Annotated in this window: 24 protein-coding genes and 1 tRNA gene; 7 read left to right on the top strand and 18 right to left on the bottom strand. The window is 64.4% G+C overall.

Annotated features, from left to right (window positions below; all coding sequences use genetic code 11):
- Positions 1 to 39: 39 nt before the first annotated feature.
- Genes LB529_RS21585 through obgE form a run of 3 tightly spaced genes read right to left on the bottom strand, consistent with a single transcriptional unit; the run spans position 40 to position 3,520 of the window.
- Positions 40 to 1,326 (bottom strand): glutamate-5-semialdehyde dehydrogenase, encoded by a 1,287-nt coding sequence (locus LB529_RS21585; RefSeq protein WP_224712285.1) that lies wholly within the window; start codon positions 1,324 to 1,326, stop codon positions 40 to 42.
- Between the two features lie 20 nt (positions 1,327 to 1,346).
- On the bottom strand, positions 1,347 to 2,486 hold the full coding sequence (gene proB / locus LB529_RS21580; RefSeq protein ID WP_224712284.1) for a glutamate 5-kinase: 1,140 nt from the start codon (positions 2,484 to 2,486) through the stop codon (positions 1,347 to 1,349).
- 5 nt (positions 2,487 to 2,491) lie between these two features.
- Positions 2,492 to 3,520 carry a GTPase ObgE gene (gene obgE, locus LB529_RS21575; protein WP_224549425.1) on the bottom strand — a complete coding sequence of 343 codons (1,029 nt, stop codon included), beginning with the start codon at positions 3,518 to 3,520 and terminating at the stop codon, positions 2,492 to 2,494.
- Between the two features lie 142 nt (positions 3,521 to 3,662).
- On the opposite strand from obgE, the gene LB529_RS21570 reads away from it, so the two are divergent.
- A complete protein-coding gene (locus tag LB529_RS21570; RefSeq protein ID WP_224712283.1) occupies positions 3,663 to 4,526 on the top strand; it encodes an endonuclease/exonuclease/phosphatase family protein in 864 nt (287 codons plus the stop codon).
- Positions 4,527 to 4,709: 183 nt separating this feature from the next.
- Here the strand turns inward: LB529_RS21570 and LB529_RS21565 are convergent, their stop codons facing one another.
- From LB529_RS21565 to LB529_RS21555, 3 genes are all read right to left on the bottom strand, one after another.
- Complete coding sequence (locus tag LB529_RS21565; RefSeq protein ID WP_224712282.1) at positions 4,710 to 5,297, bottom strand: GNAT family N-acetyltransferase; 588 nt, start codon at positions 5,295 to 5,297, stop codon at positions 4,710 to 4,712.
- A gap of 126 nt (positions 5,298 to 5,423) precedes the next feature.
- Positions 5,424 to 5,693 (bottom strand): 50S ribosomal protein L27, encoded by a 270-nt coding sequence (gene rpmA, locus LB529_RS21560; RefSeq protein WP_095767205.1) that lies wholly within the window; start codon positions 5,691 to 5,693, stop codon positions 5,424 to 5,426.
- A gap of 117 nt (positions 5,694 to 5,810) precedes the next feature.
- Positions 5,811 to 6,497 carry a 50S ribosomal protein L21 gene (locus LB529_RS21555; RefSeq protein WP_224712281.1) on the bottom strand — a complete coding sequence of 229 codons (687 nt, stop codon included), beginning with the start codon at positions 6,495 to 6,497 and terminating at the stop codon, positions 5,811 to 5,813.
- A 338-nt stretch (positions 6,498 to 6,835) separates the two neighbouring features.
- Here LB529_RS21555 and LB529_RS21550 point away from each other — a divergent pair.
- Positions 6,836 to 6,925: transfer RNA gene (locus LB529_RS21550), tRNA-Ser, on the top strand.
- A gap of 263 nt (positions 6,926 to 7,188) precedes the next feature.
- Positions 7,189 to 7,638 (top strand): hypothetical protein, encoded by a 450-nt coding sequence (locus LB529_RS21545; RefSeq protein WP_224712280.1) that lies wholly within the window; start codon positions 7,189 to 7,191, stop codon positions 7,636 to 7,638.
- Between the two features lie 312 nt (positions 7,639 to 7,950).
- On the opposite strand, the gene LB529_RS21540 is transcribed toward LB529_RS21545, so the two are convergent.
- Positions 7,951 to 8,706, bottom strand: a complete 756-nt coding sequence (locus LB529_RS21540; protein WP_224712279.1) for an MBL fold metallo-hydrolase — start codon at positions 8,704 to 8,706, stop codon at positions 7,951 to 7,953.
- Positions 8,707 to 8,848: 142 nt separating this feature from the next.
- Between LB529_RS21540 and LB529_RS21535 the strand changes: the two genes are divergently transcribed.
- The gene (locus LB529_RS21535; RefSeq protein ID WP_224637165.1) at positions 8,849 to 9,421 is read left to right on the top strand and encodes a TetR/AcrR family transcriptional regulator; all 573 of its coding nucleotides are present in this window, start codon (positions 8,849 to 8,851) and stop codon (positions 9,419 to 9,421) included.
- Positions 9,422 to 9,440: 19 nt separating this feature from the next.
- Here LB529_RS21535 and recQ read toward each other — a convergent pair whose 3' ends face one another.
- Together recQ and LB529_RS21525 are read right to left on the bottom strand one after the other, a co-directional pair.
- A complete protein-coding gene (gene recQ / locus LB529_RS21530) occupies positions 9,441 to 11,276 on the bottom strand; it encodes a DNA helicase RecQ (RefSeq protein WP_224712278.1) in 1,836 nt (611 codons plus the stop codon).
- Positions 11,276 to 12,922 (bottom strand): hypothetical protein, encoded by a 1,647-nt coding sequence (locus LB529_RS21525; protein WP_224712277.1) that lies wholly within the window; start codon positions 12,920 to 12,922, stop codon positions 11,276 to 11,278. Before LB529_RS21525 ends, recQ begins: the two co-directional genes overlap by 1 nt.
- A 453-nt stretch (positions 12,923 to 13,375) precedes the next feature.
- Between LB529_RS21525 and LB529_RS21520 the strand changes: the two genes are divergently transcribed.
- Both LB529_RS21520 and LB529_RS21515 read left to right on the top strand, forming a co-directional pair.
- Positions 13,376 to 14,002, top strand: coding sequence for a LysE family translocator (locus LB529_RS21520; RefSeq protein ID WP_224712276.1), 627 nt, complete (start codon positions 13,376 to 13,378; stop codon positions 14,000 to 14,002).
- A gap of 219 nt (positions 14,003 to 14,221) precedes the next feature.
- On the top strand, positions 14,222 to 15,301 hold the full coding sequence (locus LB529_RS21515; protein WP_224712275.1) for a glycosyltransferase family 9 protein: 1,080 nt from the start codon (positions 14,222 to 14,224) through the stop codon (positions 15,299 to 15,301).
- Here the strand turns inward: LB529_RS21515 and LB529_RS21510 are convergent.
- The 8 genes from LB529_RS21510 to uxaC all read right to left on the bottom strand — a co-directional run bounded on the left by LB529_RS21510 (position 15,298) and on the right by uxaC (position 22,410).
- Entirely contained in the window at positions 15,298 to 15,630 is a 333-nt protein-coding gene (locus LB529_RS21510) for a cupin domain-containing protein (protein ID WP_224712274.1), read from the bottom strand. The genes LB529_RS21515 and LB529_RS21510 overlap by 4 nt on opposite strands.
- Before the next feature lie 70 nt (positions 15,631 to 15,700).
- The gene (gene kduD, locus LB529_RS21505; RefSeq protein ID WP_224712273.1) at positions 15,701 to 16,468 is read right to left on the bottom strand and encodes a 2-dehydro-3-deoxy-D-gluconate 5-dehydrogenase KduD; all 768 of its coding nucleotides are present in this window, start codon (positions 16,466 to 16,468) and stop codon (positions 15,701 to 15,703) included.
- Positions 16,465 to 17,316 (bottom strand): 5-dehydro-4-deoxy-D-glucuronate isomerase, encoded by an 852-nt coding sequence (gene kduI / locus LB529_RS21500; RefSeq protein ID WP_224712272.1) that lies wholly within the window; start codon positions 17,314 to 17,316, stop codon positions 16,465 to 16,467. The genes kduD and kduI overlap by 4 nt, the downstream gene beginning before the upstream one ends.
- 20 nt (positions 17,317 to 17,336) lie before the next feature.
- Positions 17,337 to 18,110, bottom strand: coding sequence for a FadR/GntR family transcriptional regulator (locus tag LB529_RS21495; RefSeq protein WP_140723430.1), 774 nt, complete (start codon positions 18,108 to 18,110; stop codon positions 17,337 to 17,339).
- 11 nt (positions 18,111 to 18,121) lie between these two features.
- Positions 18,122 to 19,402 (bottom strand): TRAP transporter large permease, encoded by a 1,281-nt coding sequence (locus LB529_RS21490; RefSeq protein ID WP_224712271.1) that lies wholly within the window; start codon positions 19,400 to 19,402, stop codon positions 18,122 to 18,124.
- 3 nt (positions 19,403 to 19,405) lie between these two features.
- Positions 19,406 to 19,909 (bottom strand): TRAP transporter small permease, encoded by a 504-nt coding sequence (locus LB529_RS21485; protein ID WP_224712270.1) that lies wholly within the window; start codon positions 19,907 to 19,909, stop codon positions 19,406 to 19,408.
- An 83-nt stretch (positions 19,910 to 19,992) separates the two neighbouring features.
- Entirely contained in the window at positions 19,993 to 20,970 is a 978-nt protein-coding gene (locus tag LB529_RS21480; protein WP_224608666.1) for a TRAP transporter substrate-binding protein, read from the bottom strand.
- A gap of 36 nt (positions 20,971 to 21,006) precedes the next feature.
- Entirely contained in the window at positions 21,007 to 22,410 is a 1,404-nt protein-coding gene (gene uxaC / locus LB529_RS21475; RefSeq protein WP_224712269.1) for a glucuronate isomerase, read from the bottom strand.
- 164 nt (positions 22,411 to 22,574) lie between these two features.
- Here uxaC and LB529_RS21470 point away from each other — a divergent pair, with 164 nt between their 5' ends.
- Positions 22,575 to 24,074, top strand: a complete 1,500-nt coding sequence (locus LB529_RS21470; RefSeq protein ID WP_224712268.1) for a mannitol dehydrogenase family protein — start codon at positions 22,575 to 22,577, stop codon at positions 24,072 to 24,074.
- Between the two features lie 188 nt (positions 24,075 to 24,262).
- Here the strand turns inward: LB529_RS21470 and LB529_RS21465 are convergent, their stop codons facing one another.
- Positions 24,263 to 24,670 (bottom strand): F0F1 ATP synthase subunit epsilon, encoded by a 408-nt coding sequence (locus tag LB529_RS21465; protein ID WP_095769727.1) that lies wholly within the window; start codon positions 24,668 to 24,670, stop codon positions 24,263 to 24,265.
- Positions 24,671 to 24,738: the final 68 nt, after the last annotated feature.

Raw genomic sequence — 24,738 nt, 5'->3', positions numbered from 1 at the left:
GGCCTGGGCGCAAGCTTCAACCCCTCAAGGCGAACGGCTTCAAGGCCTCACCTGTCCAGACCCGCGCACGCGGTATTTGAACGAGGTGAGCTGCTCGACACCGACCGGTCCGCGTGCATGCATCTTGCCGGTGGCGATGCCGATCTCGGCGCCCATGCCGAACTCGCCGCCATCGGCGAACTGCGTCGAAGCATTGTGCAAGAGGATCGCCGAGTCGATCTCGTTGAAGAAGCGCTCAACCGCAGCCGTATCCTCGGCGACGATCGCCTCGGTGTGGTGCGAGGAAAACGTCTCGATATGCTCGATCGCGCCGGCGACGCCGTCGACCAGCTTCACCGCGATGATGGCGTCGAGATATTCCGTCACCCAGTCGGCATCGGTCGCCGGACTGGCGTCGGCGAAAGCTTTCATCACTTCGGCGTCGGCATGGATCTCGCAGCCGGCGGCGCGCAGCGCTTCCAGGATCGGCACCAGATGCGTGGCGGCCGACGCGCGGTCGACCAGCAAGGTCTCGGCCGCGCCGCACACGCCTGTCCGCCGCATCTTGGCGTTGACGGCGATATTGAGCGCCATGTCGAGATCGGCCGAGCGGTCGACATAGAGATGGCAGATGCCTTCGAGATGCGCGAAGACCGGTATCCGCGCCTCGGTCTGCACGCGCCCGACCAGGCTTTTGCCGCCGCGCGGGATGATGACGTCGAGATTGCCGCCCAGACCTTTCAGCATCTCGCCGACGGCGGCGCGGTCGGTGGTCGGCACCAGCTGGATGGCGTCCCGCGGCAGGCCGGCGGCCTTCAGCCCCTCGATCATGCAGGCATGGATCGCGGCCGAGGAATTGAGCGAGTCCGAGCCGCCGCGCAGGATCACCGGATTGCCGGCCTTTAGGCAGAGCGCGCCGGCGTCCGCCGTCACATTCGGGCGGCTTTCATAGATGACGCCGATGACGCCGAGCGGCGTGCGCACGCGTTCGATGCGGAGCCCATTCGGCCGGTCCCAGGCCGCAATGGTTTCGCCGACCGGATCCTTGAGCGCGGCGATCTCGCGGATGCCGTCGGCCATCGCCTTGATGCGCGAGGGATTGAGCTTCAGCCGGTCCATGAACGAACCCGACAAGCCGGCCTCCTCGCCATTCGACGTATCGATGGCGTTGGCGTCGAGAATGGCCTGCTCGTTGCGCAGGATGGCGTCTGCCATGGCAACCAGCGCATCGTTCTTTGCCCTGGTGGAAGCGACGGCCAACGGTCGGGCGGCGGCGCGAGCGCGACGGCCGATATCGGCCATCAGTGCCACAGTGTCTTCGCCGGACTTTTCATGCAGCTTCAGCATGGTTCATCCCTCCGCCCCATCTAGTCGTCGGCCAATACTTGGTCGCCGGCAACGCTTACCACAAGGTCGTCGCGATGGATCATCGCCGATCGCGCCTCGTAGCCGAGCACGTTTTCGATCTCGGCCGTCTTCAGGCCTGCGATCCTTACGGCATCGGCGGCATCGTAGGCAACCAGGCCGCGCGCGATCTCGCGGCCCTCCGGCGACAGGATCGCCACCGTATCGCCGCGCGAGAAATTGCCGCTGACCAGCTTGACGCCGGCAGCCAGCAGCGACTTTCCGGACTTCAACGCCCCGACGGCGCCGGCATCCACCGTGAGCCGGCCGGCCGGTTCGAGCTGCCCGGCGATCCAGGTCTTGTAGCCCTTCACCGGGTTGGCGCTGGGCTTGAAGAAGGTCGCGCGCTCGCCGCGTTCGATCGCCATCAGCGGCGAAAGCCTGGTGCCCGACGTGATGATCATGGCGGTGCCGGCGGCATTGGCGATCTTGCCGGCGTCGAGCTTCGTGCGCATGCCGCCGCGCGACAGTTCGGACGCGGCCGCGCCCGCCATCGCCTCGATATCCGGCGTGATGCGGTCGACCACCGGGATGAACTTCGCTCGCGGGTCCTTGGCCGGCGGCGCCGTGTAGAGCCCATCAATGTCGGAAAGCAGCACCAGCAGGTCGGCGCCCATCATGGTCGCAACGCGGGCCGCCAGCCGGTCGTTGTCGCCATAGCGGATTTCGGAGGTCGCCACCGTGTCGTTCTCGTTGATGACCGGCACCGCCTTCATCTTGAGCAGGGTCGAGATCGTCGCGCGCGCATTGAGGTAGCGGCGGCGTTCCTCCGTATCGCCGAGGGTCAAAAGGATCTGGCCCGATTTCAGCCCGTCCTTGCCGAGCGCGTCCGACCAGGCGCCGGCAAGCGCGATCTGGCCGACGGCGGCCGCCGCCTGGCTCTCCTCGAGCTTCAGCGCGCGTTTGCCGAGGCCGAGAATGGTGCGCCCGAGCGCGATGGCTCCCGAGGAGACGACGAGCACTTCCGCGCCCGCATCGGCAAGCACCGCAATGTCGCCGGCAAGCGAGGTCAGCCAGTCGCGCTTCAAACCTGTCGCGCGGTCGACGAGCAGCGCCGAACCGATCTTCACTGTGATGCGCCGGTATGATTTCAGCGATTTCATGGGTCTTATCGCCAGCGCGTGTCGACAGGAGCCGCAACGGCATCGCGCGCTTCTGCGACCACCGCCATCAGCGCGCGCAGCACGGCCTCGACGCCTTCGCCGGTGACGGCCGAAAGCAGCATCGGCGCGCGGCCGGCGGCGCGCTTCAGCGAGGCCGCCTTCTTCTTGCGGGCGTCCGCGTCGAGGATGTCGACCTGGCTGAGCGCCACGATCTCGACCTTGTCCGTCAACCCATGGCCATAGGCATCGAGCTCGGCGCGAACCGTCTTATAGGCTTTGCCCGGGTTTTCCTCCTGCGCGGAGACGAGGTGGAGCAGCACGCGCGTGCGCTCGACATGGCCGAGAAAGCGGTCGCCGATGCCCACCCCCTCATGCGCCCCCTCGATCAGGCCGGGAATGTCGGCGAGCACGAACTCGCGGCCGTCGATGCGGGCGACGCCGAGGCCGGGATAGAGCGTGGTGAACGGATAGTCGGCGATCTTCGGCTTGGCCGCGGTGACGGCCGCAAGGAAGGTCGACTTGCCGGCGTTGGGCAGGCCGACCAGGCCGGCGTCGGCAATCAGCTTGAGCCGGAGCCAGATGCTCAGCTCCTCGCCCGGCAGGCCGGGATTGGCGCGCCGCGGCGCCTGGTTGGTCGAGGTCTTGAAATGCTGGTTGCCGAAGCCGCCATTGCCGCCCTTGGCAAGCAGGAAGCGTTGGCCGACGACGGTCAGGTCGCAGATCAGCGTCTCATTGTCCTCGGCAAAGATCTGCGTGCCGGCCGGCACTTTCAGCGTGATGTCGGCGCCCTTGGCCCCGGTCATGTTGCGGCCCATGCCGTGCATGCCGGTCTTGGCCTTGAAATGCTGCTGGTAACGATAGTCGATCAGCGTGTTCAGCCCGTCGACCGCTTCCGCCCACACATCGCCGCCGCGACCGCCATCGCCGCCATCGGGCCCGCCGAACTCGATGAACTTTTCGCGCCGGAACGACACCGATCCGGCACCGCCATCGCCGGAACGGATGTAAACCTTGGCTTGGTCGAGGAATTTCATCGTTTCAAGTTTCTGCTATTGCACTTGCGGGATTGCTCTAAACCAAGGCAGGGCCGAGGGCGAGGCCGAATTGCGACTAAAGCGCCGGATGCCCTTTCGGCGCGCACGCGGTAGCACTGGCGGGGACTAAAGGGGCGCGGGAATGAAGATCGTTTCCTACAACATCCAGTACGGCATCGGCCTCGACGGCAAATACGATGTCGGGCGCATCGCCGACGCCGTGCGCGGCGCCGACGTGATCGCGCTGCAGGAAGTGACCCGCAACAACCCGCGCAACGGCGACCGCGACATGGTGGCCGAGATCAGCGAGGCGCTGCCCGATTATTTTGCCGCCTATAGCAGCAATTTCGAGGTCAATATCGGCTCGCGCCTGGAGAACGGCCGCGCCATCTCGACCTCCTTCCAGCTCGGCAACATGGTGCTGTCGAAGACACCCATTCATCTGTCGCGCAATCTCCTTTTGCCGCGCAGCCGCAGCCTCGAGGCCATGAATTTCCAGCGCGGCGCGCTCGAAGCGCTGATCGAGACGCCGCTCGGCTTCATCCGCTTCTACTCCACCCATCTCGACCACCGCAGCCCGGTCGAGCGCCAGAGCCAGATCCGCTTCCTGCGCCAGCGCCTCCTGAACTATGCGCTCGAAGGCGGCGGCCTGTCGGGCATTCCCGAGATCGGCCTGCCAGACCTGCCCTATCCGGAAGCCTTCATCGTCATGGGCGACTTCAACATGCTGCCGGGCTCGCCGGAATATGTCGAACTCGCTGGCCGCCCGGACCATGAGTTCGGCATGCCGCTGACCGCCGATCTTGCCGTCGACGTCGCCCAGCGCCTTGCCGTCGCCGACTTGGTCACCTGGGTCGATCCCGACCGCCCAGACGACAAAAACCGCCACAAACGCATCGACTACATCTTCACCAGCGCTTCGCTGGCCAGATCGCTGAAGCGTCTATGGTCCGACCGGGACGCCGTCGGCTCCGATCACCTGCCGCTCTGGGCCGAGCTGGGCTGAATTCTGACTCCCCCTCATCCGGCCGCTACGCGGCCACCTTCTCCCCGAGGGCAGACGAGATTGGCGCCGGCGCTTACCGGCTCCTCTCCCGTTGGGGAGAGGTCGGATTGCCCCGAATTGCCCTTCGCGATTCGGTTGGCAATCCGGGTGAGGGGGCGCTTGCCCAGCCCTGTGAAGCAATCGTCAAAAATGAATCCAATTCCTCAGGCTGGTCCAGGTCTTCCTGTCGAGCCTGTAGCGCTCGACCGGCACCTGGCCCGCGACGATCGAGTTCAGCATGCCCTGGCCGGCATACTGGAAGCCGCATTTGTGGATGACCCGGCGTGAGGCCGGATTGATCACCCTTGTCGAGGCATGCAGCACCTGGATCGAGGTCCGCTGGAAGGCGAGGTCGACCAGGGCGTGCGCGGCCTCGGTGGCATAGCCGCGCTTCCAGTAAGGCTCGCCGATCCAGTAGCCCAGTTCCAGGCCACGATCGGTGGTGTTGAGCCCGGCGCAGCCGACGAAGGTGCCGGTATCCTTGAGCGTCAGGGCATAGACGATGCCGGCGCGGCGCGACGCCGCCATGGCGAGGAAGGTCCGGCCCTCGGCTTCGCCATAGGGATGCGGCATGCGGGCCAGCATTTCGGCGACATGCCGGTTGTCGGCCAGCGTGACGAGTTGCTCGAGATCGCTCTCGCGCGGGGCGCGCATGCCCAGTCGCTCGGTGGCCAGCTCCGGGCAATCGATCACGTAACTTTCGTCTTCGGTGTCTTCCGCTTCGGCAACCATTTTAGTCCTCCAGGGCAAGAAAAAATGAAAAAGGAGAGAGGGCAAACCCATCTCTCCTGATCCTTTTCCTGGCCTGGCCAGACACCGGTTCCCGAGATGGGCGCCGGTGTTATGGTGCGGAACCGGCTACTCCGCTGCTTTGGTAATCGGGTTCACCGATACGTAGGTTCGGCCGTTGGCTTTCTTGTTGAAGGTGACTGCGCCGGCTTCGAGCGCAAAAAGGGTGTGGTCCGTGCCCATGCCAACATTGGTGCCCGGATGCCATTGCGTGCCGCGCTGACGAATGATGATGTTGCCGGCGATGACGGCTTCGCCGCCGAACTTCTTCACGCCGAGACGCTTGGAGTGCGAATCGCGACCGTTGCGCGACGAACCGCCAGCTTTCTTGTGTGCCATTTGACTAACTCCGATGCGCCCTGAGGCGCTTGAATGGTCTTATGAACGCGTTCGCGTTCCGTTTCAAGTGCGCACCGGCGACGATTGTCGCCGGGCCATCTCTTATTTCAACCTGCCTTACTTCTTCGCCAGTTCCTTGGCCTGCTCGCGCCAGTCCTTGATCTGGTCGGCGCTGAACGGCATGTGCTCGTCGATCTTGGCGACATCCTTGTCGGTGAGCTTGGCGAGCTGCGCGAAGGTGACGATGCCCTGTTCGGCGAGGTCCTTCGCCGCGACCGGGCCGATGCCCTTGATCACGGTCAGGTCATCTGGCTCGCCCTTCGGCGCCTTGAACAGCGGCGCGGCCTTTGCCTCTTCGCCGGAAGCGGCCTCAGACTTGGGCTCCTTCTTGGCCTTGGCCTCTTTCGGAGCGGCTTCGGCCTTTGCCTCGGCGGCGACTTCCGCCTTGGCTTCGGGGGCCTTGGCGGCGGCCTTCTTCGACGGCTTGGCGCCGCCCAGCAGGATCTCGGCGATCCTGACGGTGGTCAAAAGCTGGCGGTGGCCGATCTTGCGGCGCGAATTCTGGCGGCGGCGCTTCTTGAAAGCGATGACGGTGCGGTTCTTGCCCTGCTCGACGACTTCCGCCGTGACCAGAGCGCCATCGACGAACGGCGCGCCGAAGGTGACATTCTCGCCCTCGCCATGCGCGAGCACATTGCCGATCTCGACGATGTCGCCGACCTTGGCTTCGAGTTTCTCGATCTTCAGGAGATCGTTGGCGGCGACGCGATACTGCTTGCCGCCCGTTTTGATGACTGCGAACATTTTTTGCCTTTCGCTGTTCGGTCGGCCTCGATGAACCGCCTCGGGCGGTTCGGCCGTCTTTTTGTCAGTCTGCGGGTTCAAAAAACAAGCGGCGCGGAAGAGCCTCCACGCCGAATGCGGGCTGTCCCTAACCGAAGGTTGCGCCGGAGTCAAGGCAAGCGACAGGCAAGCGGCATTGTCCTTGGAGAGGCCGCAAGCGACGTTGCCGGCAAATATCGGTCCGTCCCGTCCCAATCGCTTTTCGCGGAAGCTGGAAATCGGGCGAATAGGGCCTTGTAACCGGAGCAGTCAGCCGTTATCTAGTGCGCCGCGCCGGCAACGGCCGACCATGACCTCGCGGAGAGGTGGCAGAGTGGTCGAATGCACCGCACTCGAAATGCGGCATACTCGCAAGGGTATCGGGGGTTCGAATCCCTCCCTCTCCGCCATCCTGCTTCGCGCTGCGCGCTTCGCAGGACAGGTCCAACGAATTCCTTTCCGCGCGAAGCAGGATTCCCTCCGAAGCTTTAGCGAAGGAGGGCGGCTCGGAGCTTTCCCCACATCCCCCTCACCTGCCCCATCGGCCTGCGGATGAAATCCCGTGGCCCTCGGGTGACAAAAATCCGACCGTGATCGATAATAAATCGATAATAATATGATCTCACGGGTTGTTGCGTAGAGGGCCACATGCGCTCGGGGGCGAAATCTAACAATGCCCGGTCTCGGCTTCACAACGGGGGACAAGATGGTCGCGCGAACAATTGCGGTTGCCCTTGCAATTGCGTTTTCCCTTTCACCTTCGCACGCGCAACCACAGCATCGTTTGCCGAGCGGCTACAAATGGGGCCGCTGCCTGCTTGTCGTTCACGGTCAAACCCGCATCTCCGGAAGATGCTCCTACCAAATCGAGAAGGGCGGCGATTTCAATATCCAAGGCCCTCGTCAGGTTTTCGCAGGCATCGACTATCCCGACACGCATAGCGGGGCCGGTGAAATGTCGAAAGATTACTGGGCCGTTGTCTACAAGGACGGCGATCTTTGGGCAGGCTACGGCAACGCGGACATTCGCGACACGCACGGCGAGGCAGGAGATTGGGGAGAGCTTCGCCGCGAAGGCGCCTGCTATGTCGGGAAGGACGTCAAGGTTTGCCTTTGGCGTTAGCCGGCTCAAGGCGATTGCAGGGTCGAGCTCAAGGTGGTCGCCGCCTGATCCATCGGGCGGCTCCATCCCGCTTCGCTCTTCGAGTTTGGTAGGACCGGGGCGATCCTTCGCGAAGATGGCCTCCGAAGCCTCGGCGAAGGAGGCCGCTCATTCATTTCAGGCTACGCATTCGCGCGGCGCCCTTCGCAGGACTGACATCTTGAGCCCGAAGCAGGATGTGGCATAGCAAGCCGGCGTTCGGGCAGGTGCGCCCCTGACGGCCGCAAACGCCGGTGATCCGGCAGTCCGTCTTTGTGCCCTCTACGGGCGCGCTCATGCTGCCAGCCTCTGCATGGCTTCGGCCATCTGAGCCGAGACACGGCGGTCGTAGTCGTCGGCAAGCGCCCGCAGGGCCGCAGCCCCGTCGCCGGAAAATGACGGGCCGTGCATGAGCGCCAGAGTGCGTGGCGCGAGCTTGGCAAGCTCGCGGATGGTCGTGCCCATGCCGGGATTGAGTGCCGAATATTTGAACAGATCCTCGGCGGCGATCGCCGGGCCGACAACATCGCCGTCGGTCAGCGCGCGGTCGTTGCCGAGTTGGGTGAACAGATCGCCGCAGAGCAGGGTGCCGGTCGATTCCTCGTACATGACGCCGGCGTCCCAACCATGCGGCGTGTGCGGTGTATCGATGAAGCGCACGCGCTTGCCGCCGCCGATGTCGATCACCTCGCCATCCTTCAGCACCCGCGGCGCACGATCCGCGAAATCGTTGAGCGACACGTAGACGCCTGTCTGTCCGTGCGCGGCCGTTGCTTGCGGCGCAACGGTGAGCCATTCGTTCATGGCGCCGCATTCGTCGGATTCGAAATGGCCAAATCCAATCCAGCGAAGACGCTCCGGCGGGATGATGCGGGCAAGCGCGTCGCGGTTGAGCGCGAACATCTTCCGCAGACCGGTGTGGAACATGAGCGGCTCATCGCCCATGACCAGGAACTGGTTGAAGGTGAAGCCGACGGGCGGAGCAATATCCGGTACATAGGTCGATAGGCGGTAGATGCCCTCGGCGATTTCATCGATTTTCGTTTCCATGGAATCTCCTCCAAAACAATGGTTGCCTTCCCTCTCCCGGTTACCCAGGGCTGGACTTCGACCAAAATCGAAGTACATATGTGTGTAGCGAAATATTAGAACCCTGTCAACAATGGGTGCACATGCGTGTGCATTTAAATACATGACCCGCAAATACACCCTTAAACGCCGTGCCGAGCAGCAGGCGGAAACCCGGCGGCGCATCGTCGAAGCTGCGATCGACCTGCACGGTAGCGTTGGTCCCGCAGCAACGACCTTCAGCTTGGTCGCCGAGCGTGCCGGCGTTCAGCGACACACGCTCTACGCCCACTTCCCCGACGAGCGCAGTCTGCTGCAGGCCTGCTCGAGCACGCACATCGAGACGCATCCGCTGCCGAGCCCGGAGCCGTGGCGAGTTGTGGCCGACCCAGGCGAACGGATGCGGATCGCGCTGCTGGCGCTCTACGAATGGTACGGGCGCAATGAAAGCGTGGTGGCCAGCGTGTTGCGCGACGCCGAACATCACCCGCCAACCCGGGAGGCTGTCGAGACGAGCATCGGCCCGTATTTCGCGACCTGCCAGGGAGTGCTCGGCGAAGGCCTTGGCGGCAGCCAGCGAGCGATGCTGCGTGTGGCGCTGAGCTTCTTCACCTGGCGCACGCTGGTGCGCGAAGCTGGCCTCCAGCCCGTTGAAGCCGCAAATGCCATGGTTCAGGCCGTCCAAGGCGTGGGTTGAGGCTGAGATATACGTCTTGTCAGCTTTCTGACGGGTGCGCCGCGATCGCACTCAAGAACGCCTCGCCGAACTCCTTGAGCTTTGCTGCACCCACGCCGTTCACCTCGGCGAAGTCGTCGAGGTCGCGCGGACGGCGCTCGGCCATGTCGATCAGGGTGCGGTCGGAAAACACCACATAGGCCGGCACCTGCCGTTCCTTGGCGAGCCGCAGCCGCAGCGTCTTGAGCGCGGCCAGCAAGGAAGTGTCCACGCTCTCGCCCGTGGCAGAGCCTTGCGCGGCACGCTTGCTGCCGCGCGCCAGACGGTCCCGACCTTCGACACGATACTCGAACGCAACCTCGCCGCGGCCGAGCGCGCGGCCGCTTTCCGAGATGGCGAGGCCGCCATGGCCGTCGGGATCCGGCACCAGAAAGCCGCCGGCGACAAGTTGCCGGATGAGCGACAGCCAGACCGGCTTCCGATGCATGATGCCGGTCCTGAAGCTGGCGAGCTGCTGATGGCCTCTGGCCAGCACCTTTTCGGTCTCATGGCCGAGCAGGATATCGATGACATGGGCGGCGCCGAAGCGCTCGCCGCTCTGCGCGACTGCCGCGAGGATGATCCGCGCCTCCGTCCCGCCGTCGGCGCGCGGCGCCTGGTCGAGGCAGTTGTCGCAATTGCCGCAGGCTTGCGCCTCCTCGCCGAAATAGCCGAGCAGCACCTGGCGCCGGCACTGCGCCGTCTCGCAATAGCCGATCAGCGTGTCGAGCCGGCGATGCGCCCGCCTTTTGTGCTCGGGCGAGGTATCCTCGTCGTCGATGAACATCCGGCGCGTGCGGATGTCGCCGGCGCCGTAGAGCATGTGCGCTTCCGCCGCCCGGCCGTCGCGGCCGGCGCGGCCGATCTCCTGGTAATACGCCTCGAGGCTGCCGGGCAGGTCGGTGTGGAAGACATAGGCGACGTCGGGCTTGTCGATGCCCATGCCGAAGGCGATGGTCGCCACCATGACGAGGCCCGACAGGCTCATGAAGGTGTTCTGGTTCGCCTCTCGCGCGTCCTTGCTCATGCCGGCGTGGTAGGCGAGCGCGCGCACGCCGTTCTTCTCCAGGAAAGCCGCCATTTCTTCCGTCTTGCGGCGCGACAGGCAATAGATGATGCCGCTCTTGCCCTGGTGACGCTCGATGAAGCGCAGCAGCTGGCGCTTGCTGTCCTGCTTGGGCTCTATCGCCAGCTTGATATTGGGCCGGTCGAAGCCCAGCACCAGGGTTTCGGCGCGCCCGGCAAACAGCCGCGCTTCGATGTCGGCGCGCGTGGCCTCGTCCGCCGTCGCCGTCAGCGCGATGATGGGCACCTGCGGAAACACGCCGCGCAACTGCGACAGGTCTTCATATTCGCGCCGGAAGGCCGGTCCCCATTGCGAGATGCAATGCGCCTCGTCGATGGCGATCAGGCCGACATCGAGCCGGGACAGGGCTTCGAGCATCCGTTCCGTCATCAGCCGCTCCGGCGCCATATAGAGCAGCCGCGTCTGCCCGGACGCCACGCGGCGCCAAGCAGCGACATTGGTGTCGCGGTCGAGCGAGGAATTGATGGTGTCGGCGGCCACGCCGGCAAGGCGCAAGGCGGCGACCTGGTCCTGCATCAGCGCCACCAGCGGCGACACCACGATGGTAAGCCCGCCTTTGACCAGCGCCGGAACCTGATAGCAGAGCGATTTGCCGGCGCCTGTCGGCATCACCGCCAGCACATGCCGCCCGGACAGCAACGCCTCGATCACGGTCGCTTGCCCGGGGCGAAAATCGTCGAAGCCGAACACATCCTTCAGGACGCGCCGCTTGTGATCCTCGGCCCGGATGCTCACTGCCTGCGCCGTCATCACCGCGCCGTTCCCGCGTTCAAGGTGTAGGCCGGCATTTCGTAGCCGAATTCGTGGCAGAAGCTCTCCACGCGGGCGAGGAACGTCGCTGGCAGGCCATGCAGGTAGGTCTGGAATTCTTCATTGCGCTCCCATTTTCTCAGCGACGTCGGCCGTATCGGATTGTCCGCATCGCGGCTGTAAAGCGTGACCGGTGACAGACCGAACGACCGGGCGATCCTGCCCTGGACGATATCGGGTTCGGCGATCAATTCCTCATAGCGCAGATAGAAAACGGCTCTTTCGGGTTGAGCCTTTCTAAGGCGCGTCAACCCGTCATACTCCGCCTCCCAGCGCTCGGTCGTTACGTGAAAACGCCGTTCGTTCACCGTCTCTGGATGGGAGCTTGTGAGCACGTCGAAAGGATGCCGCACGCAATAGATCAATCCGACCGAGCCAGGCAGATGCTCGATGTCCTTATGGCTCTCATAGGTGCGTTTGACGACCAGATTGACTTCGGGGCGATCCAGTTCGAGCAGCGCCTGATACGGCGCTTCGTCCCTATGAACATAGATATCGTCGAAACACGCCATCAAACGACGGCTTAGCGTGGTTCCGCTGCGAGCACAGCCGGCAATGAAGATTCTTTTGCGAAACGTCATTGCCGAGGGCAGCCGGGGCGCAGCCTTGCGCAATCGCCAGAACAGTCGTCTTGCGCCACGGCGTAGAGTGGTCGCCGGCATCCGGGCTGCTTTGCCAGGAACGTCCCTCGACGTGATCTCGGCCAAGGCGATGCCGCTCTCTCCGGCAACGGCGTAGAGCAGCCAGGTGCGGCCTCTCTCCTCGAAAATCGCAGGATCGCGCAACGCGTTCTCCGCGCCTTCGGCCGGCCCGTCCCGGCTGGGGCAAACCGGCAAGCCCGCGCCTTCGAAGTCCGTCTGCGGCCGCAGCAGTTCGGTCTCGCCTTTGACCGTCCAGCGTCGCCAGTCCTCGGCGAGATCGATCGTGCCGTGAAGTATCCGTTCCGGCGCGTCGCCCCTGCGCGTGTAAAAGACCCGCAGCCAGCGACCGGATTTCTGCAGTGCAAGATGCCGCGGGGTGGGAAGATGCTTCATGCCGGACAGAACAACCGCACCCCGTTCGAAATCGGAGATGCCGGTCCTAGAGCGGAAGACGGTGATGGCTTCTGTCCCGAGAAGACCGTACCACCACTGATCGTGGCGGAAGAACCGGGCATAGGAAGGCCCGAGCGGCTCGGAAAGCGGATTGAAATGAAGGCCGTCACTGGATGTCGCGGCAAAGGTCGTCTGGCCTTCTCCGCCTTTTGCCGGTCCGTGAAAATACATAACGAAGCGGCGATTCCGCTGATCGACATGAACGTCGGGAGACGCGATGTGGCCTTTGATGAACGGACATTGAGCGAGGGACAGTACCCCGCCGGGATGGATGCGCCACGGGCCTTCGATCGAATCGGCGTAGGCGAGGCGGATATAGGAACCCCCGTGGTCGGCGAAATAGAGATAGTAGGCGCCCAGCCGCCCCGGCGCCCAGTCCGGCATGCCGATCAGCGACGGCCCGTTGATGTTGATCCCATCACCGCCGGGCAACATGTCCGGCGTCACGATAAGCCCAAGCCGGCTCGCGGTGAGAATGGGTGGCGCGATCATGCGGCAGGCTGCTTCCGGTCGCCGATTCCATCCTGGCGACAAGCGCGCCTGTCGTGGAGCCTGCACGTTCCAGCCCGGCATCGCCGGGTCTCACATGTCGCTTGCTCTTCCAAGCCAGCCCCCTTGATCTTGCCGCCGCCTGGGGCAGGCGCCTTGGCTCGATTGCCGATCCGGCATCGTTCGGCCTTGTCGTTTCGATACAACGACGTGCATTGAAACGAAAGGTCAAAGCAATGCCGCGGTCCATTCCCGGCGGCTTCGAACGACAGGGCTGTGGGATAGGGTGCGCTTGCGACGAAATCATCGAAGCGTGGAAGGCCGTCACGACATTCTGCTCGAATCGCTGCGACCGCCGACTTCGCCGCCCGAGAGTTCCCCCGGCCCGTTCTGCGGTGCTATAATGCCGAGCCGCTCCGAATAAAGAGCGGCGCCCGACGCAAAAGGAGCCTTGGCATGATCGATCCCGCGACGCTCGTCACCTACATCGCGGTCGTGTTCGGCTTCGTCTTCATCCCGGGGCCGGCGACGCTGCTCACGGTCGCGCGGGCGACGAGCTCGGGCACGAAGGTCGGCATCGCCACCGGCGCGGGTGTCGCGGCTGGCGACGTGATCCACACCGTCATGGCCATCGTCGGCATCTCGGCCGTCATCGCCGCTTCGGCGATGCTGTTCAGCATCGTCAAATATATCGGCGCGGCCTATCTCGTTTATCTCGGCATCCGCGCCATTTTCGAAAAGGCGCCGGCAGACCTGGCGGCCACGACGCTCCCCATTTCCGCGGGCCGGGCCTTCCGGCAGGCGATCCTGACCGAAGTGCTCAATCCGAAGACCGCGCTGTTCTTCCTGGCCTTCCTGCCGCAATTCGTGCACCCGCAAGGTGGTTTCGTGGTGCTGCAGCTGATGCTGCTGGGCATCATCTTTGTCCTGCTCGGGCTCTTCAGCACGGTCGTCTTCGCCGTCAGTGCGGGCGGCCTGGGTTCCTTGCTGCGCCGCAATCCGGCGGTGTTGAAATGGCAGGGCAAGGTGGTCGGCGGCATCTATTGCGCGCTCGGCATACGCCTGGCGCTGCAGCAGCGCTGAAACACTTCACCCGGCGGCGCCGGTCCCAGGCAGGCATGTCATAGCTGAATTCGCGACAGAAGGCCCGCATGGCCGGCGTCGGCGGGGTGACGAGATCGCGCTTTCTTTATAAAAAGAAACCAAGCATATTCTTGCAGAACTCAGCCGGGGCTTGCTGATAATATTCTTCCGCAGTCGTCCTGCTTCTCCGACACCACAGCAATGGAACCCGTCTCCGCCATGGATTCGTCCGCGCCCGCGCTGATATTCTATGCCCGCAACGACGCGCTTGGCGACGGCTTGCTGCGGATTCCGGCCCTGCGGGCGGCGAGGACCGCCTTTCCGCAAAGCCGTGTCGTCTACGGCGCCATGCGCGGCTCATCGCTCTCGCATGTGTTGCACAAGCATGTCGCGCATCTCGTCGACGATTTCAGGACGAAGACGCCGCTTTCAGCCATCCTCGCCGAATTCGCGCCGCGCGGCCGCAAAGCCGTCGTTGTCGATCTGCGCACCGGCGTGCCGGGCCTCATCCTCACGGCTCTGCAACTTGCAGGCCGGGGCATCCGCTACGAAGCCAACTTTGCCGGCCATCTTCTGTCGCTGCGCTGGGGCACGCGGTTGACGCTGCGGCCGGAACACAATGCCTGGCGCTACCACCGGCTGATCGAGCGCCTGGCGGGGCGGCATCTGCCTTTCGATCACAGGCTCGATGTGCCGGACGCCGCCCGGACACTGGCGCACCAGCTGCGCGGCGGTTGCGGCCGCCCGCTCGTCCTGCTTGGCGGCAACGCCCAGGGCAGGAAGTGCATGAGCGAAGATCAGGTGGTGGCCGTTGCCGGCAATCTCATCGATGCCGGCTACCGGGTGCTGTATCTGGCAACCCCTGGCGGCGGGCCGACGCCACTGGCGCTCCTCGCAAGGGAAGGCCGCCTCCAGATGGCCGGTCCGGAACTGGCGCCGGACATTGCAAGCTTCGACGATCTCCTGCTTGCGCTGGGCGAGATGGCGGTCGCCTATATCGGCATGGAGGGCGGACTGGCGCATCTGATGGCCGCCGTCATGACGCCGGCGGTGATCGTCAACAACGGCGCCAATATGGAGCGTTGGCGCCCCCTTTCAAACGCGGTCGAAGTCGTCACGGCGCCAGGGCGAGGTCGTTCGGCCTATGTCGCCGACGCGCCGGTCGAGGCCATACTCGATGCCGCGCATCGCCTGCTCGCGGCAGGCCGCCGCGATCACATGGCGGTCGCAGCGGTTCCGGAAAGGCGTGAAACCGCTGCGGAGCAATCGGCGTCCGATAGAACCGCCGACCTGCCCTAACCGAGGAAATCGACCCGGCAAGGCGCAAAACTGTCGACCAGCCGCCCGGCCTTCAGCGCCTTGACGCCATGCACGAGATTGGACGGAACAATGAAGCTGCTGCCTGTTTCGAGGATCTCCGATCGGCCGTCGATGGTAACCTCGAAGCAGCCCTCGGCGACATAGCTCGCCTGGACATGCGGATGCGAGTGCAGCGCCCCGACTCCGCCCTTGTCGAAGGCGAACTCGACCATCATCAATTGGTCGGTATGCACCAGCACGCGCCGCCTGTTGCCGTCCGGCGTCGGCTCCCAGGCTTTTTCGCCCGCATGCGAAAAGATATCGGTCATCGCTCAGCTTCCGTTCGGCTTGTAAAGCAAATCCAGGAAAGGTCCGGCGCGGTTTTCCGGCGGGAGACGGTCACCGCGCCAGCCAGCCGCCATCGACCGGCACCACCGCGCCATGCATATAGTCCGACGCCCGCGCCAGCAGGAACACGGCTGCGTCGCCGATATCGTCGGGCCGGCCCCAGCGCGCCGCGGGGATGCGCCCGAGGATGGCCGCGCTGCGGTCCGGGTCGGCGCGCAGCGCCTCGGTGTTGTTGGTCTCGATATAGCCCGGCGCGATGCCGTTGACGTTGATGCCTTTCGCCGCCCATTCGCAGGCGAGCAGCCTTGTGAGGCCAAGCACGCCGTGCTTCGAGGCCGTATAGGAAGCAACGCGGATGCCGCCCTGGAAACTCAGCACCGACGCGATGTTGACGATCTTGGCGCGCCGTCCGGGCTCCGTCAGCACGCGCCTGGCAAAGCTCTGGCACAGGCGAAAGACCGTCTTCAAATTGATGTCCATCACCTCGTCCCAATCGGCTTCGGTAAGGTCGACCGCATCGGCGCGCCGGATGATGCCGGCATTGTTGACGAGGCCGTCGAGCCGGCCGCTCTCGTCCCAAACCCGGTCGAGCATGGCGGCCGCCTCGGGCGGGTCACCGAGATCGGCCTTCACCGCTTCGAAGCTGCCGCCCGCGGCCGTAACTTTCGCGGCGGTGTCATCCATCGCCGATCGGCCGACGCCGACCACCAGGCCGCCGGCGCGCGCGATCGACACGGCGATGCCTTGCCCGATGCCGGTGTTGGCGCCGGTGACCAGGATGCGCTTGCCCGTGAGGCTGAAGGCGGAAAGATCGCTCACCGCAATTGATCCATCGCCACCTGATCGACGTCGGTATAGTCGACATTGTCTCCGGCCATCGCCCAGATGAAGGCGTAGTTGGATGTGCCGGCGCCCGAATGGATCGACCAGCCCGGCGACAGCACCGCCTCCTCGCTGCGCATGACGATGTGGCGCGTCTCGTGCGGTTCGCCCATGAAGTGGAACACGCGCTGCCCTTCCGGCAGATCGAAGTAGAGATAGGCTTCCATGCGCCGGTCATGCACATGGCAAGGCATGGTGTTCCACACCGAGCCTGGCGCGAGCTGCGTGATGCCGACGACGAGCTGGCAGGTCTTGACGCCGTCGGCGTGGATGAACTGGAAGATCGAGCGTTCGTTGCTGGTCGCCTGGCTGCCGACGTCGAGCCGCCTGGCGTCGCCGATGCGGATCAACTGGCTGGGATAGGGCCGATGCGCCGGTGCGCTAAGCAGGTAGAATTTTGCCGGCTTGTCGGGCTCCGCCGAGCCGAACGACACCTGCTCAGCGCCCATGCCGAGATAGACCATGTCGCGCGCCGCCAATTCGTAAGCCATGCCGTCGGCCGTGACGGTGCCGGCGCCGCCGATGTTGACGGCGATCAGTTCGCGGCGGTCGAGGAAAGCCTTGGTTCCGGTCGGCTTGATCGCCTCGAGCGGCAGGATCTTGTCGATAGGCATGGCGCCGCCGACGATCATGCGATCGTAATGCGTGTAGGTCAGGCTGACGAGGCCCGGCTGGAAAAGCCCCTCGACGTGGAAATGGTGGCGCAGCTCGTCTGTTCCCATGGCCGCGGCGGTGATGGGATCGATGGCGAAGCGCGAGGAAAATTCGGTGTGTGTATGGTCCATTTCTAGGCCTTGTCTGATGGTCACTCGGTCGATGCGGCTTTCAGCGAATTGGCATAATAGGCCTGTCTGGCCTGCAGCCGCTCGCGGTAGCGCTGCTGGCTGCGGGTCAGATGCGTGCGCATCGCCTCGCGCGCGGCCTCGGCATCGCCCGCCGAGATCGCATTGAGAATGACGAGATGCTCGCGCTGCAGGCCGCGCTGGTACTCGTCCGACTGAACGAGCTCTGTCGACCAGGGCGAGGTCACGTCGCAGGGAATGGCGCGGCGTCCCAGCACATCGAGCATCTCGACATAGAACGGGTTGTTGGTGGCGCTGGCGATCGCGCGGTGGAAGGCGAGGTCGGCCGGGCCGGTCGGCTGGCTGGCAAGCAGCAGCCGCTCGAACTCGAAGAAGGCCTCCTGGATCGCGGCCTCCTGGGCGGCGTTGCGGCGGATGGCGGCCAGGCCCGCCGATTCGATCTCGATCGCGAGGCGGACCTCGAGCACGTTGAGCGCGACCGAATCCTTGGCTCCCATGTCGGCGGCCAAAACGCCGAAGCTCGTCGAGATGTGCTCGCTGACGAAGACGCCGGCGCCTTGCCGCGCTTCGACCAGGCCATCGGCGGCAAGCTTGGCCAGCGCCTCGCGGATGACCGTGCGGCTGACGCCGAAAGTCTCCGTCAGCTGGCCTTCGGTGGGCAGCTTCTGTCCGGGCGGAATCTCGCCCGCCAAGAGCTGCTTGCGGATCGCCGCGACCACGGTCTCCGATAGTTTCGGCTTCCGTTCGACCCTGAGGTCGGCAACTGTTTGAGACACGTGGTGCCCTCCTAGTGAAACAGGCTCGGCAGCCACAATGAGATTTCCGGTATGTAGGTGACAAGCATCAGCACCATGAAGGCCGCTCCATAGAACGGCCAGATCGAGCGCATTGCCGTCCAGATGGGAATGCGGCCGATGGCGCAACTGACGAACAGCACCGCGCCGACCGGCGGCGTGCAGAGGCCGATGCCGAGATTGAGGATCAGGATGACGCCGAAATGCACGGGATCGACGCCATAGGCCATCACCACCGGCAGGAAGATGGGCGTGGTGATGATGATGAGCGGCGACATATCCATGAATGTGCCGAGGATGAGCAGGACGACATTAATCAGGAGCAGTATGACCAGCTTGTTGTCGGACACGGACTGCAAAAACGCGACAAGCGCTGCCGGAACCCGGAGATAGGCCAGCAGCCAGCCGAAGGCCGCGGCGCAGCCGATGATCATCAGCACCATCGCTGTCGTGCGCACCGCCGCTGTCGTCGCGGTGACGAAATCGTTCCAGCTCATCGAGCGGTAGATGATCAACGTCACCAGGAAAGCATAGACGATGGCAATGCAGGAGCTTTCGGTGGCGGTGAAGATGCCGGAGCGGACGCCGCCAAAGATGATGCCGATCAGGATCAGCCCGGGAATGGCGGCGACAAGCAGCTGCAAGGCCCGGCAGAAACCGGCAAAAGGTTCCGTCGGATAGCCGCGCCGGCTTGCCACCAGATAGGCGGTGACCATCAGCGAGAGGGCCAGCAACAGCCCCGGCAGAACGCCGGCGGTGAACAGATCCGCTATCGAGATGCGGCCGCCGGCCGAGATCGAATAGATGATCATGTTGTGCGACGGCGGGATCAGCAGCGCAATGACGGCGCCGACGGAGGTGATGTTGACGGCATAGTCGACGCCGTAGCCGCGCGCCTTCATCTGCGGGATCATCAGACCGCCGACCGCTGAGGCATCGGCCACCGCCGAACCGGAAATTCCGCCGAACATGGTCGATGCGGCAATGTTGACTTGGCCCAGGCCGCCGCGCAGGTGGCCGACCAGGGACCCGGCCAATGCCACCAGGCGGGCGGCGATGCCGCCGCGAACCATAAGGTCGCCTGCGAAGATGAAGAACGGGATGGCCATCAGCGAAAAGACGCTGATGCCGGAATTGAGCCGCTGGAACACCACGACGGGTGGCAGGCCGATCGTGAGGATCGTCGCGAAGCTGGCGACGCCGAGGCAGAACGCGATCGGCGTGCCGATAACCAGCAGGAAGACGAAAGTGCCGAAAAGCACGATCAGCGCCATGGTTCAGAGCTCCTCGCCGGTTGCGTAGATGTCGGCATCGACCGGCAGCCCGGCAAAGCGCCCCGCCAGCCGCTCGAGTGAAAACAGGCAGACCAGCGCGCCTCCCATGATGACCGGCAGGAAGCTGACGCCGCCGGGCAAGGCGAGCGACGGCATCACCGTGTTCCAGGTCAGCCTGGCGAGCTGCACGCCATACACGATCATGCCGGCGCCGAAGGCCAGCACGACGAGATCGGAAATGCTGCGCAGCACCGCCTTGGCCGAGGCAGGCAAGACATAGAGCAGCACGTCGAAGCCGAGATGCGTGCGCTCGCGCACGCCGACGGCGGCGCCGAGAAAGATGAACCAGCCCATCAGCAGCACGGATGAGGATTCGGTCCAGCTCGGCGAGCGGTTCAGCATGTAGCGCGAGAAGACTTGCCAGAAGATGATGATGGTCATCAGCGTCAACCCGGTGCCGCTGACCCACAAGGCCAACCGCGCAAGCCCGGAAAGGGTGCGTTCCACCCGCAGCCAGAATCCTTTCGGACCCGACCGGCTGGATGGCAGCACGGAAGCCTCCGTGCCACCGGGCCCGTTGCCCATCCCGGTCATTTCGTCGCCTGGATACGGGCGGCGAGGTCCTTGAGCTCGGGCGTCGACAGATATTTGTCGTAGACCGGCTTCATGGCGTCGATCAGCGGCTGCTTGTCGATCTCGCTGATCTTGACGCCGGCTTTCTCGACGATGTCGCGCGACTTCTTCTCCTGCGCGTCCCACAGCTCGCGCATCTTGACGACGCTGTCCTTGGCCGCCTGGCGCACGATCGCCTGGTCTTCCGGCGCCAGCTTGTCCCAGCTTGCCTTCGACATCACCAGCACCTCCGGCACGATCTGGTGCTGATCCAGCGTGTAGTGCTTGGCGACCTCGTAATGCTTGGCGGATTCGAAGCTCGGCCAGTTGTTCTCGGCGCCGTCGATGACGCCGGTCTGCAGCGCCGAATAGACCTCGCCATAGGCCATCGGCGTGGCGTTGGCGCCGAGCGCATTGACCATGTCGACAAAGACGTCCGACTGGATGACGCGGAACTTCATGCCCTTCATGTCTGCCATCGAGGCGATGTCCTTCTTGGTGTTGTAGAAGGAGCGCGCGCCGGAATCGTAGAAGGCGAGTCCGACAAGGTCATGCGCCTCGAACGCCTTCAGGATCTGGTCGCCGATCGGCCCGTCCATGACATGGCGCATATGCTCGACCGAGCGGAAGATGTAGGGCAACGACGGCACGGCGGTTTCCGGCACGATGCCGTTGAATGGCCCCATGGAGACGCGATCGAGGTCGATGACGCCGGCCTGGGTCTGCTCGATCGTATCCTTTTCCTCGCCGAGCTGCGCCGAATGATAGACCTCGATCGAATAGCGCCCGTTGGTGCGCTGCTTGATCAGCTCGCCCATGTATTTGACCGCCTCGACTGTCGGATAGCCGTCCGGATGGGTGTCCGAAGAGCGCAGGACGGTTTCGGCCTGCGCGGCTCCGATCACCAAGGACCCGATGGCGAATGTCGCGGCCAGCAATCTCGAAATACGCAACATGTCTTTCCTCCCTTCAAAAATCCCGGATGTCCCGGCTCAGAGCCGGTACGCCTTCTTGGCAAGCGAGTAGGCAAGCTCCCGCGCCAGCTCATGCGCCTCCTCCTCCCGGAGGCGATGCTCGGCGACCAGCCGCGCCAGAAAGGCGCAGTCGACACGCCGCGCGACGTCGTGGCGCGCCGGGATCGACGGGAAGGCGCGCGTGTCGTCATTGAAGCCGACGGTGTTGTAGAAGCCCGCCGTCTCGGTGGTCATCTCGCGGAAGCGGCGCATGCCTTCCGGGCTGTCGTGGAACCACCAAGCCGGCCCGAGCTTGAGCGCCGGATAGACGCCGGCGAGCGGCGCCAGCTCGCGCGCATAGCTCGTCTCGTCGAGCGTGAACAGGATGATCGTGAGGTCGCGCTCCAGCCCGACGCAGTCGAGCAGCGGCTTCAGCGCCGACACATAATCGGTCCGGGTCGGGATATCGAAGCCCTTGTCGCGGCCGAATTTCTGGAAAACCGAAGGCGAATGATTGCGCCATGATCCAGGATGGATCTGCATCGCCAGGCCGTCGTCACGGCTCATTTTGGCCATCTCGGTCAGCATCTGGGCTCGGAACAGTTTTCGCTCGCGCTCATCCTCGGAGCCGCGCCGGATGCGGTTGAACAGCTCCTGCGCCGCCGCGTCGGAGAGATTGGCGGTCTCGGCCGTCGGATGACCGTGATCGGACGAGGTCGCGCCGAACTCCTTGAAATAGGCGCGGCGCTTTCGATGCGCATCGAGATAGCCGGACCAGCTGCCGGTGTCGCATCCGGTGATCTCGCCGAGCCTATCCAGATTGGCCGCGAAGCCTTCGAAATCGGGATCGACCACGGCGTCCGGCCGATACGCGGTGACGACGCGGCCCTTCCAGCCGCTGTCGCGGATCATACGGTGCCATTTGAGGTCGTCGAGCGCGCCTTCGGTCGTCGCGATCACCTCGATGTTGAAGCGCTCGAACAGCGCGCGCGGCCGATAGTCGTCGCGTTGCAGCAGCGCGGCGATCGTGTCGTAGATACGGTCGGCGCTGGCTGCGGTAAGCGGCTCCCTGATGTCGAACAGATGCTCGAACACATGATCGAGCCACAGCCGTGTGGGCGTGCCGCGGAAGAGATAATAATGCTCGGCGAAGCGCCGCCAGATCGCCCGGCCGTCGGTTTCGACGGGTGCGCCTTCGAGCGTCGGGACGCCGAGTTCCTCCAGCCGCACGCCTTGGCTGAACAGCATACGGAAAATGTAATGGTCCGGCACGATCAAGAGCTGCGCCGGGTCGGAAAACGGTTCGTTGAGCGCGTACCAGCGCGGGTCGGTGTGGCCGTGCGGACTGACGATCGGCAGGTCCTTCACACCTGCATAAAGGGCGCGCGCCAATGATCGCGTTTCCGGCGAAAACAGCAGGTCCGGATCGGTCAATACGGCCACGCGGCTCCTCCCAAGCTCCGCTATTGGTAGATCGGCCAGAGATAATGTCAACATACAAATATTATGCAGTTGTATGATGACTTTCGAAAGGAACGTGGCCATTGTGCACGGCGACAGCGGGTGTTAGGTCGCTGCCGTCGTTTTCCGATCGGAGACCAGCTTCCATGAACGGCCGCCTATCCAACGCCACCCTTGCGAAGCTGCCGGCCGAAGTTCTGGTGCCTCGCTACGACCGCAAGTCCGTCGCGCCCGGCATCGTCCATCTTGGCGTCGGCGCCTTTCACCGTGCCCATCAGGCCGCCTATGTCGATGCCTGTCTGGCGGATGGCGAGAGCGATTGGGGCATCATCGGCGTCTCGCTGCGCAGTCCTGACACGCGCGATGCGCTCAAGCCGCAGGACGGGCTCTACACGCTGGCAATCCGGGACAGCGCCGGCGAACAGCTGCAGGTCATCGGCTCGATCCAGTCCTTGCTCGTCGCTCCGGAGGGCCCGGGCGCTGTGCTCGCCGCGCTCACCGATCCGCGCATCCGCATCGTCACGCTCACCATCACCGAGAAGGCCTATCTGAGGGCAGCCGACGGCACGCTCGACACTGCGCACCCCGATATCGTCCACGACCTCGCCAACCCCGGATCGCCGAAGACGGCGCATGGATTTCTCGCCGAGTCGCTCGCGCGCCGCCGCGCAGCCGGCACGCCGCCCTTCACGGTGCTCTGCTGCGACAACCTGCCGGCCAACGGCGCGACGCTGCATCGGCTGATGGTCGAGTTCGCCGAGTTGCGAGACAGCCGCGAAGGCGATGCCCACCTCGCGCGTCACATCGCCGACGAAGTGGCGTTTCCATCTTCCATGGTCGACCGCATCGTGCCGGCGACCACGGACGCCGATCGCGCCCGCATCGCTGGCGAGCTCGGCATCGATGATGCGTGGCCGGTGATGACCGAGCCGTTCCGGCAATGGGTGATCGAGGACCGCTTTCCCGCCGGGCGGCCTGCCTGGGAGAAATTCGGCGTCACCATGGTCGAGGATGTCGGCCCCTTCGAGGACATGAAGCTGAGGCTGCTCAACGGCGCGCATTCCGGCATTGCCTATCTTGGCCTGCTCAGCGGCCACGCCACCGTCGACCGCGCCTTTGCCGATCCGTCGATCCGGCAGTTCGTCGATTGGCTCTGGGCCGAGGCCATTCCAACCCTGCCGCAGGAGGCCGGGCTCGACACAAGCGCCTATACGGCCGAGCTCGCCGAGCGCTTTTCCAACACGGCGCTCGCCCACCGCACTGCGCAGATCGCCAATGACGGCAGCCAGAAGCTGCCGCAACGCATCGTCGCCTCCGCCCTCGCCCGGCTGGAGGCCGGCTTGCTGCCGGAACATCTGTCGCTGGTTGTCGCCGCTTGGATCGCCGCCTGCGCCGCGCGCGGTAGCAGCTTGCCTGAGGGCCATTTCACCGACCCGCTCGATGCCGCCCTCGGCAACCTGTTCGGCCGCAACCTGCCGACGGCGGAGATGACGGCGGCGGTGTTCGATCTGGCCGGCTTTGCCAAGGGTCACTCGGAACGACAAAGGTTGATCGGGTTTGTCGCCACGCACCTCGTCCATTTCAAGCAGGGCGGCCCGAAACTGGCTCTTGCCGCGCTCGGCAACAAGAGTGGAACGGCTGGATAGCGTTTGTGCCCGGCATGGCTCGACGGTGCGCCGGGACGGCTTCACTGTTTGCCGGCCGACCCGTTCACCACCTGCAGCGCGGGCATGATCGACCCCATTCGCATTCGGGACTGTTTCGCAAACGGAAAGCACCAACAAAAAAGGCGGGGCAAGCCCCACCTTTCTCAATCGCTTGTCGGCAGCCGACTTCAGGCCGGCAGCAGCGCGCCTTCCAGTGTGGTGAGCTGGCTGAGGAACTGCTCCGCCTTGCTGCGGCTCTCGTCGTCCTTTGCGTCGGCCGCGTCTTCCTTGGCCTCCTGGATGCGACGAGCAAGATCGGCGCGATCGATGTCGTTCACATGCGTCGCCGATTCGGCAAGAAGCGTGCAGCCGGAAGGCAGGATGTCGGCGAAACCGCCGAACACGACGAAGCGCTCTTCCTTGCCGCCCGCGGTCTTTATCGTGACGACGCCGGGCTTGATGGTGGTCATGACCGGCGCGTGCTGCGCCATCACCGTCATCTCGCCTTCGGCACCCGGGATGACGACCGACTCGACCTGCTCGGAAACGAGCAGCCGCTCCGGCGAGACCAGTTCGAACTTGAAAGCTTCAGCCATGTTCAATTTAGCGAGTAGGGAATAGCGAGTAGCGAGTAGTGAAGAAACTCGCCAAACCCGTTGCTCCC

This window comes from Mesorhizobium sp. CA5, assembly GCF_020165105.1.
Classification (GTDB): Bacteria; Pseudomonadota; Alphaproteobacteria; order Rhizobiales; family Rhizobiaceae; genus Mesorhizobium.
Note: the sequence above shows the minus strand (reverse complement) of the source record. Positions and strands in the feature narration are given on the sequence as shown.

Coding starts and splice junctions, on each gene's coding strand:
- LB529_RS21585 (WP_224712285.1), bottom strand. CDS start 1,326: ATGCTGAAGCTGCATGAAAAGTCCGGCGAAGACACTGTGGCACTGATG.
- proB (WP_224712284.1), bottom strand. CDS start 2,486: ATGAAATCGCTGAAATCATACCGGCGCATCACAGTGAAGATCGGTTCG.
- obgE (WP_224549425.1), bottom strand. CDS start 3,520: ATGAAATTCCTCGACCAAGCCAAGGTTTACATCCGTTCCGGCGATGGC.
- LB529_RS21570 (WP_224712283.1), top strand. CDS start 3,663: ATGAAGATCGTTTCCTACAACATCCAGTACGGCATCGGCCTCGACGGC.
- LB529_RS21565 (WP_224712282.1), bottom strand. CDS start 5,297: ATGGTTGCCGAAGCGGAAGACACCGAAGACGAAAGTTACGTGATCGAT.
- rpmA (WP_095767205.1), bottom strand. CDS start 5,693: ATGGCACACAAGAAAGCTGGCGGTTCGTCGCGCAACGGTCGCGATTCG.
- LB529_RS21555 (WP_224712281.1), bottom strand. CDS start 6,497: ATGTTCGCAGTCATCAAAACGGGCGGCAAGCAGTATCGCGTCGCCGCC.
- LB529_RS21545 (WP_224712280.1), top strand. CDS start 7,189: ATGCCCGGTCTCGGCTTCACAACGGGGGACAAGATGGTCGCGCGAACA.
- LB529_RS21540 (WP_224712279.1), bottom strand. CDS start 8,706: ATGGAAACGAAAATCGATGAAATCGCCGAGGGCATCTACCGCCTATCG.
- LB529_RS21535 (WP_224637165.1), top strand. CDS start 8,849: ATGACCCGCAAATACACCCTTAAACGCCGTGCCGAGCAGCAGGCGGAA.
- recQ (WP_224712278.1), bottom strand. CDS start 11,276: ATGACGGCGCAGGCAGTGAGCATCCGGGCCGAGGATCACAAGCGGCGC.
- LB529_RS21525 (WP_224712277.1), bottom strand. CDS start 12,922: ATGATCGCGCCACCCATTCTCACCGCGAGCCGGCTTGGGCTTATCGTG.
- LB529_RS21520 (WP_224712276.1), top strand. CDS start 13,376: ATGATCGATCCCGCGACGCTCGTCACCTACATCGCGGTCGTGTTCGGC.
- LB529_RS21515 (WP_224712275.1), top strand. CDS start 14,222: ATGGATTCGTCCGCGCCCGCGCTGATATTCTATGCCCGCAACGACGCG.
- LB529_RS21510 (WP_224712274.1), bottom strand. CDS start 15,630: ATGACCGATATCTTTTCGCATGCGGGCGAAAAAGCCTGGGAGCCGACG.
- kduI (WP_224712272.1), bottom strand. CDS start 17,316: ATGGACCATACACACACCGAATTTTCCTCGCGCTTCGCCATCGATCCC.
- LB529_RS21490 (WP_224712271.1), bottom strand. CDS start 19,402: ATGGCGCTGATCGTGCTTTTCGGCACTTTCGTCTTCCTGCTGGTTATC.
- LB529_RS21480 (WP_224608666.1), bottom strand. CDS start 20,970: ATGTTGCGTATTTCGAGATTGCTGGCCGCGACATTCGCCATCGGGTCC.
- LB529_RS21470 (WP_224712268.1), top strand. CDS start 22,575: ATGAACGGCCGCCTATCCAACGCCACCCTTGCGAAGCTGCCGGCCGAA.
- LB529_RS21465 (WP_095769727.1), bottom strand. CDS start 24,670: ATGGCTGAAGCTTTCAAGTTCGAACTGGTCTCGCCGGAGCGGCTGCTC.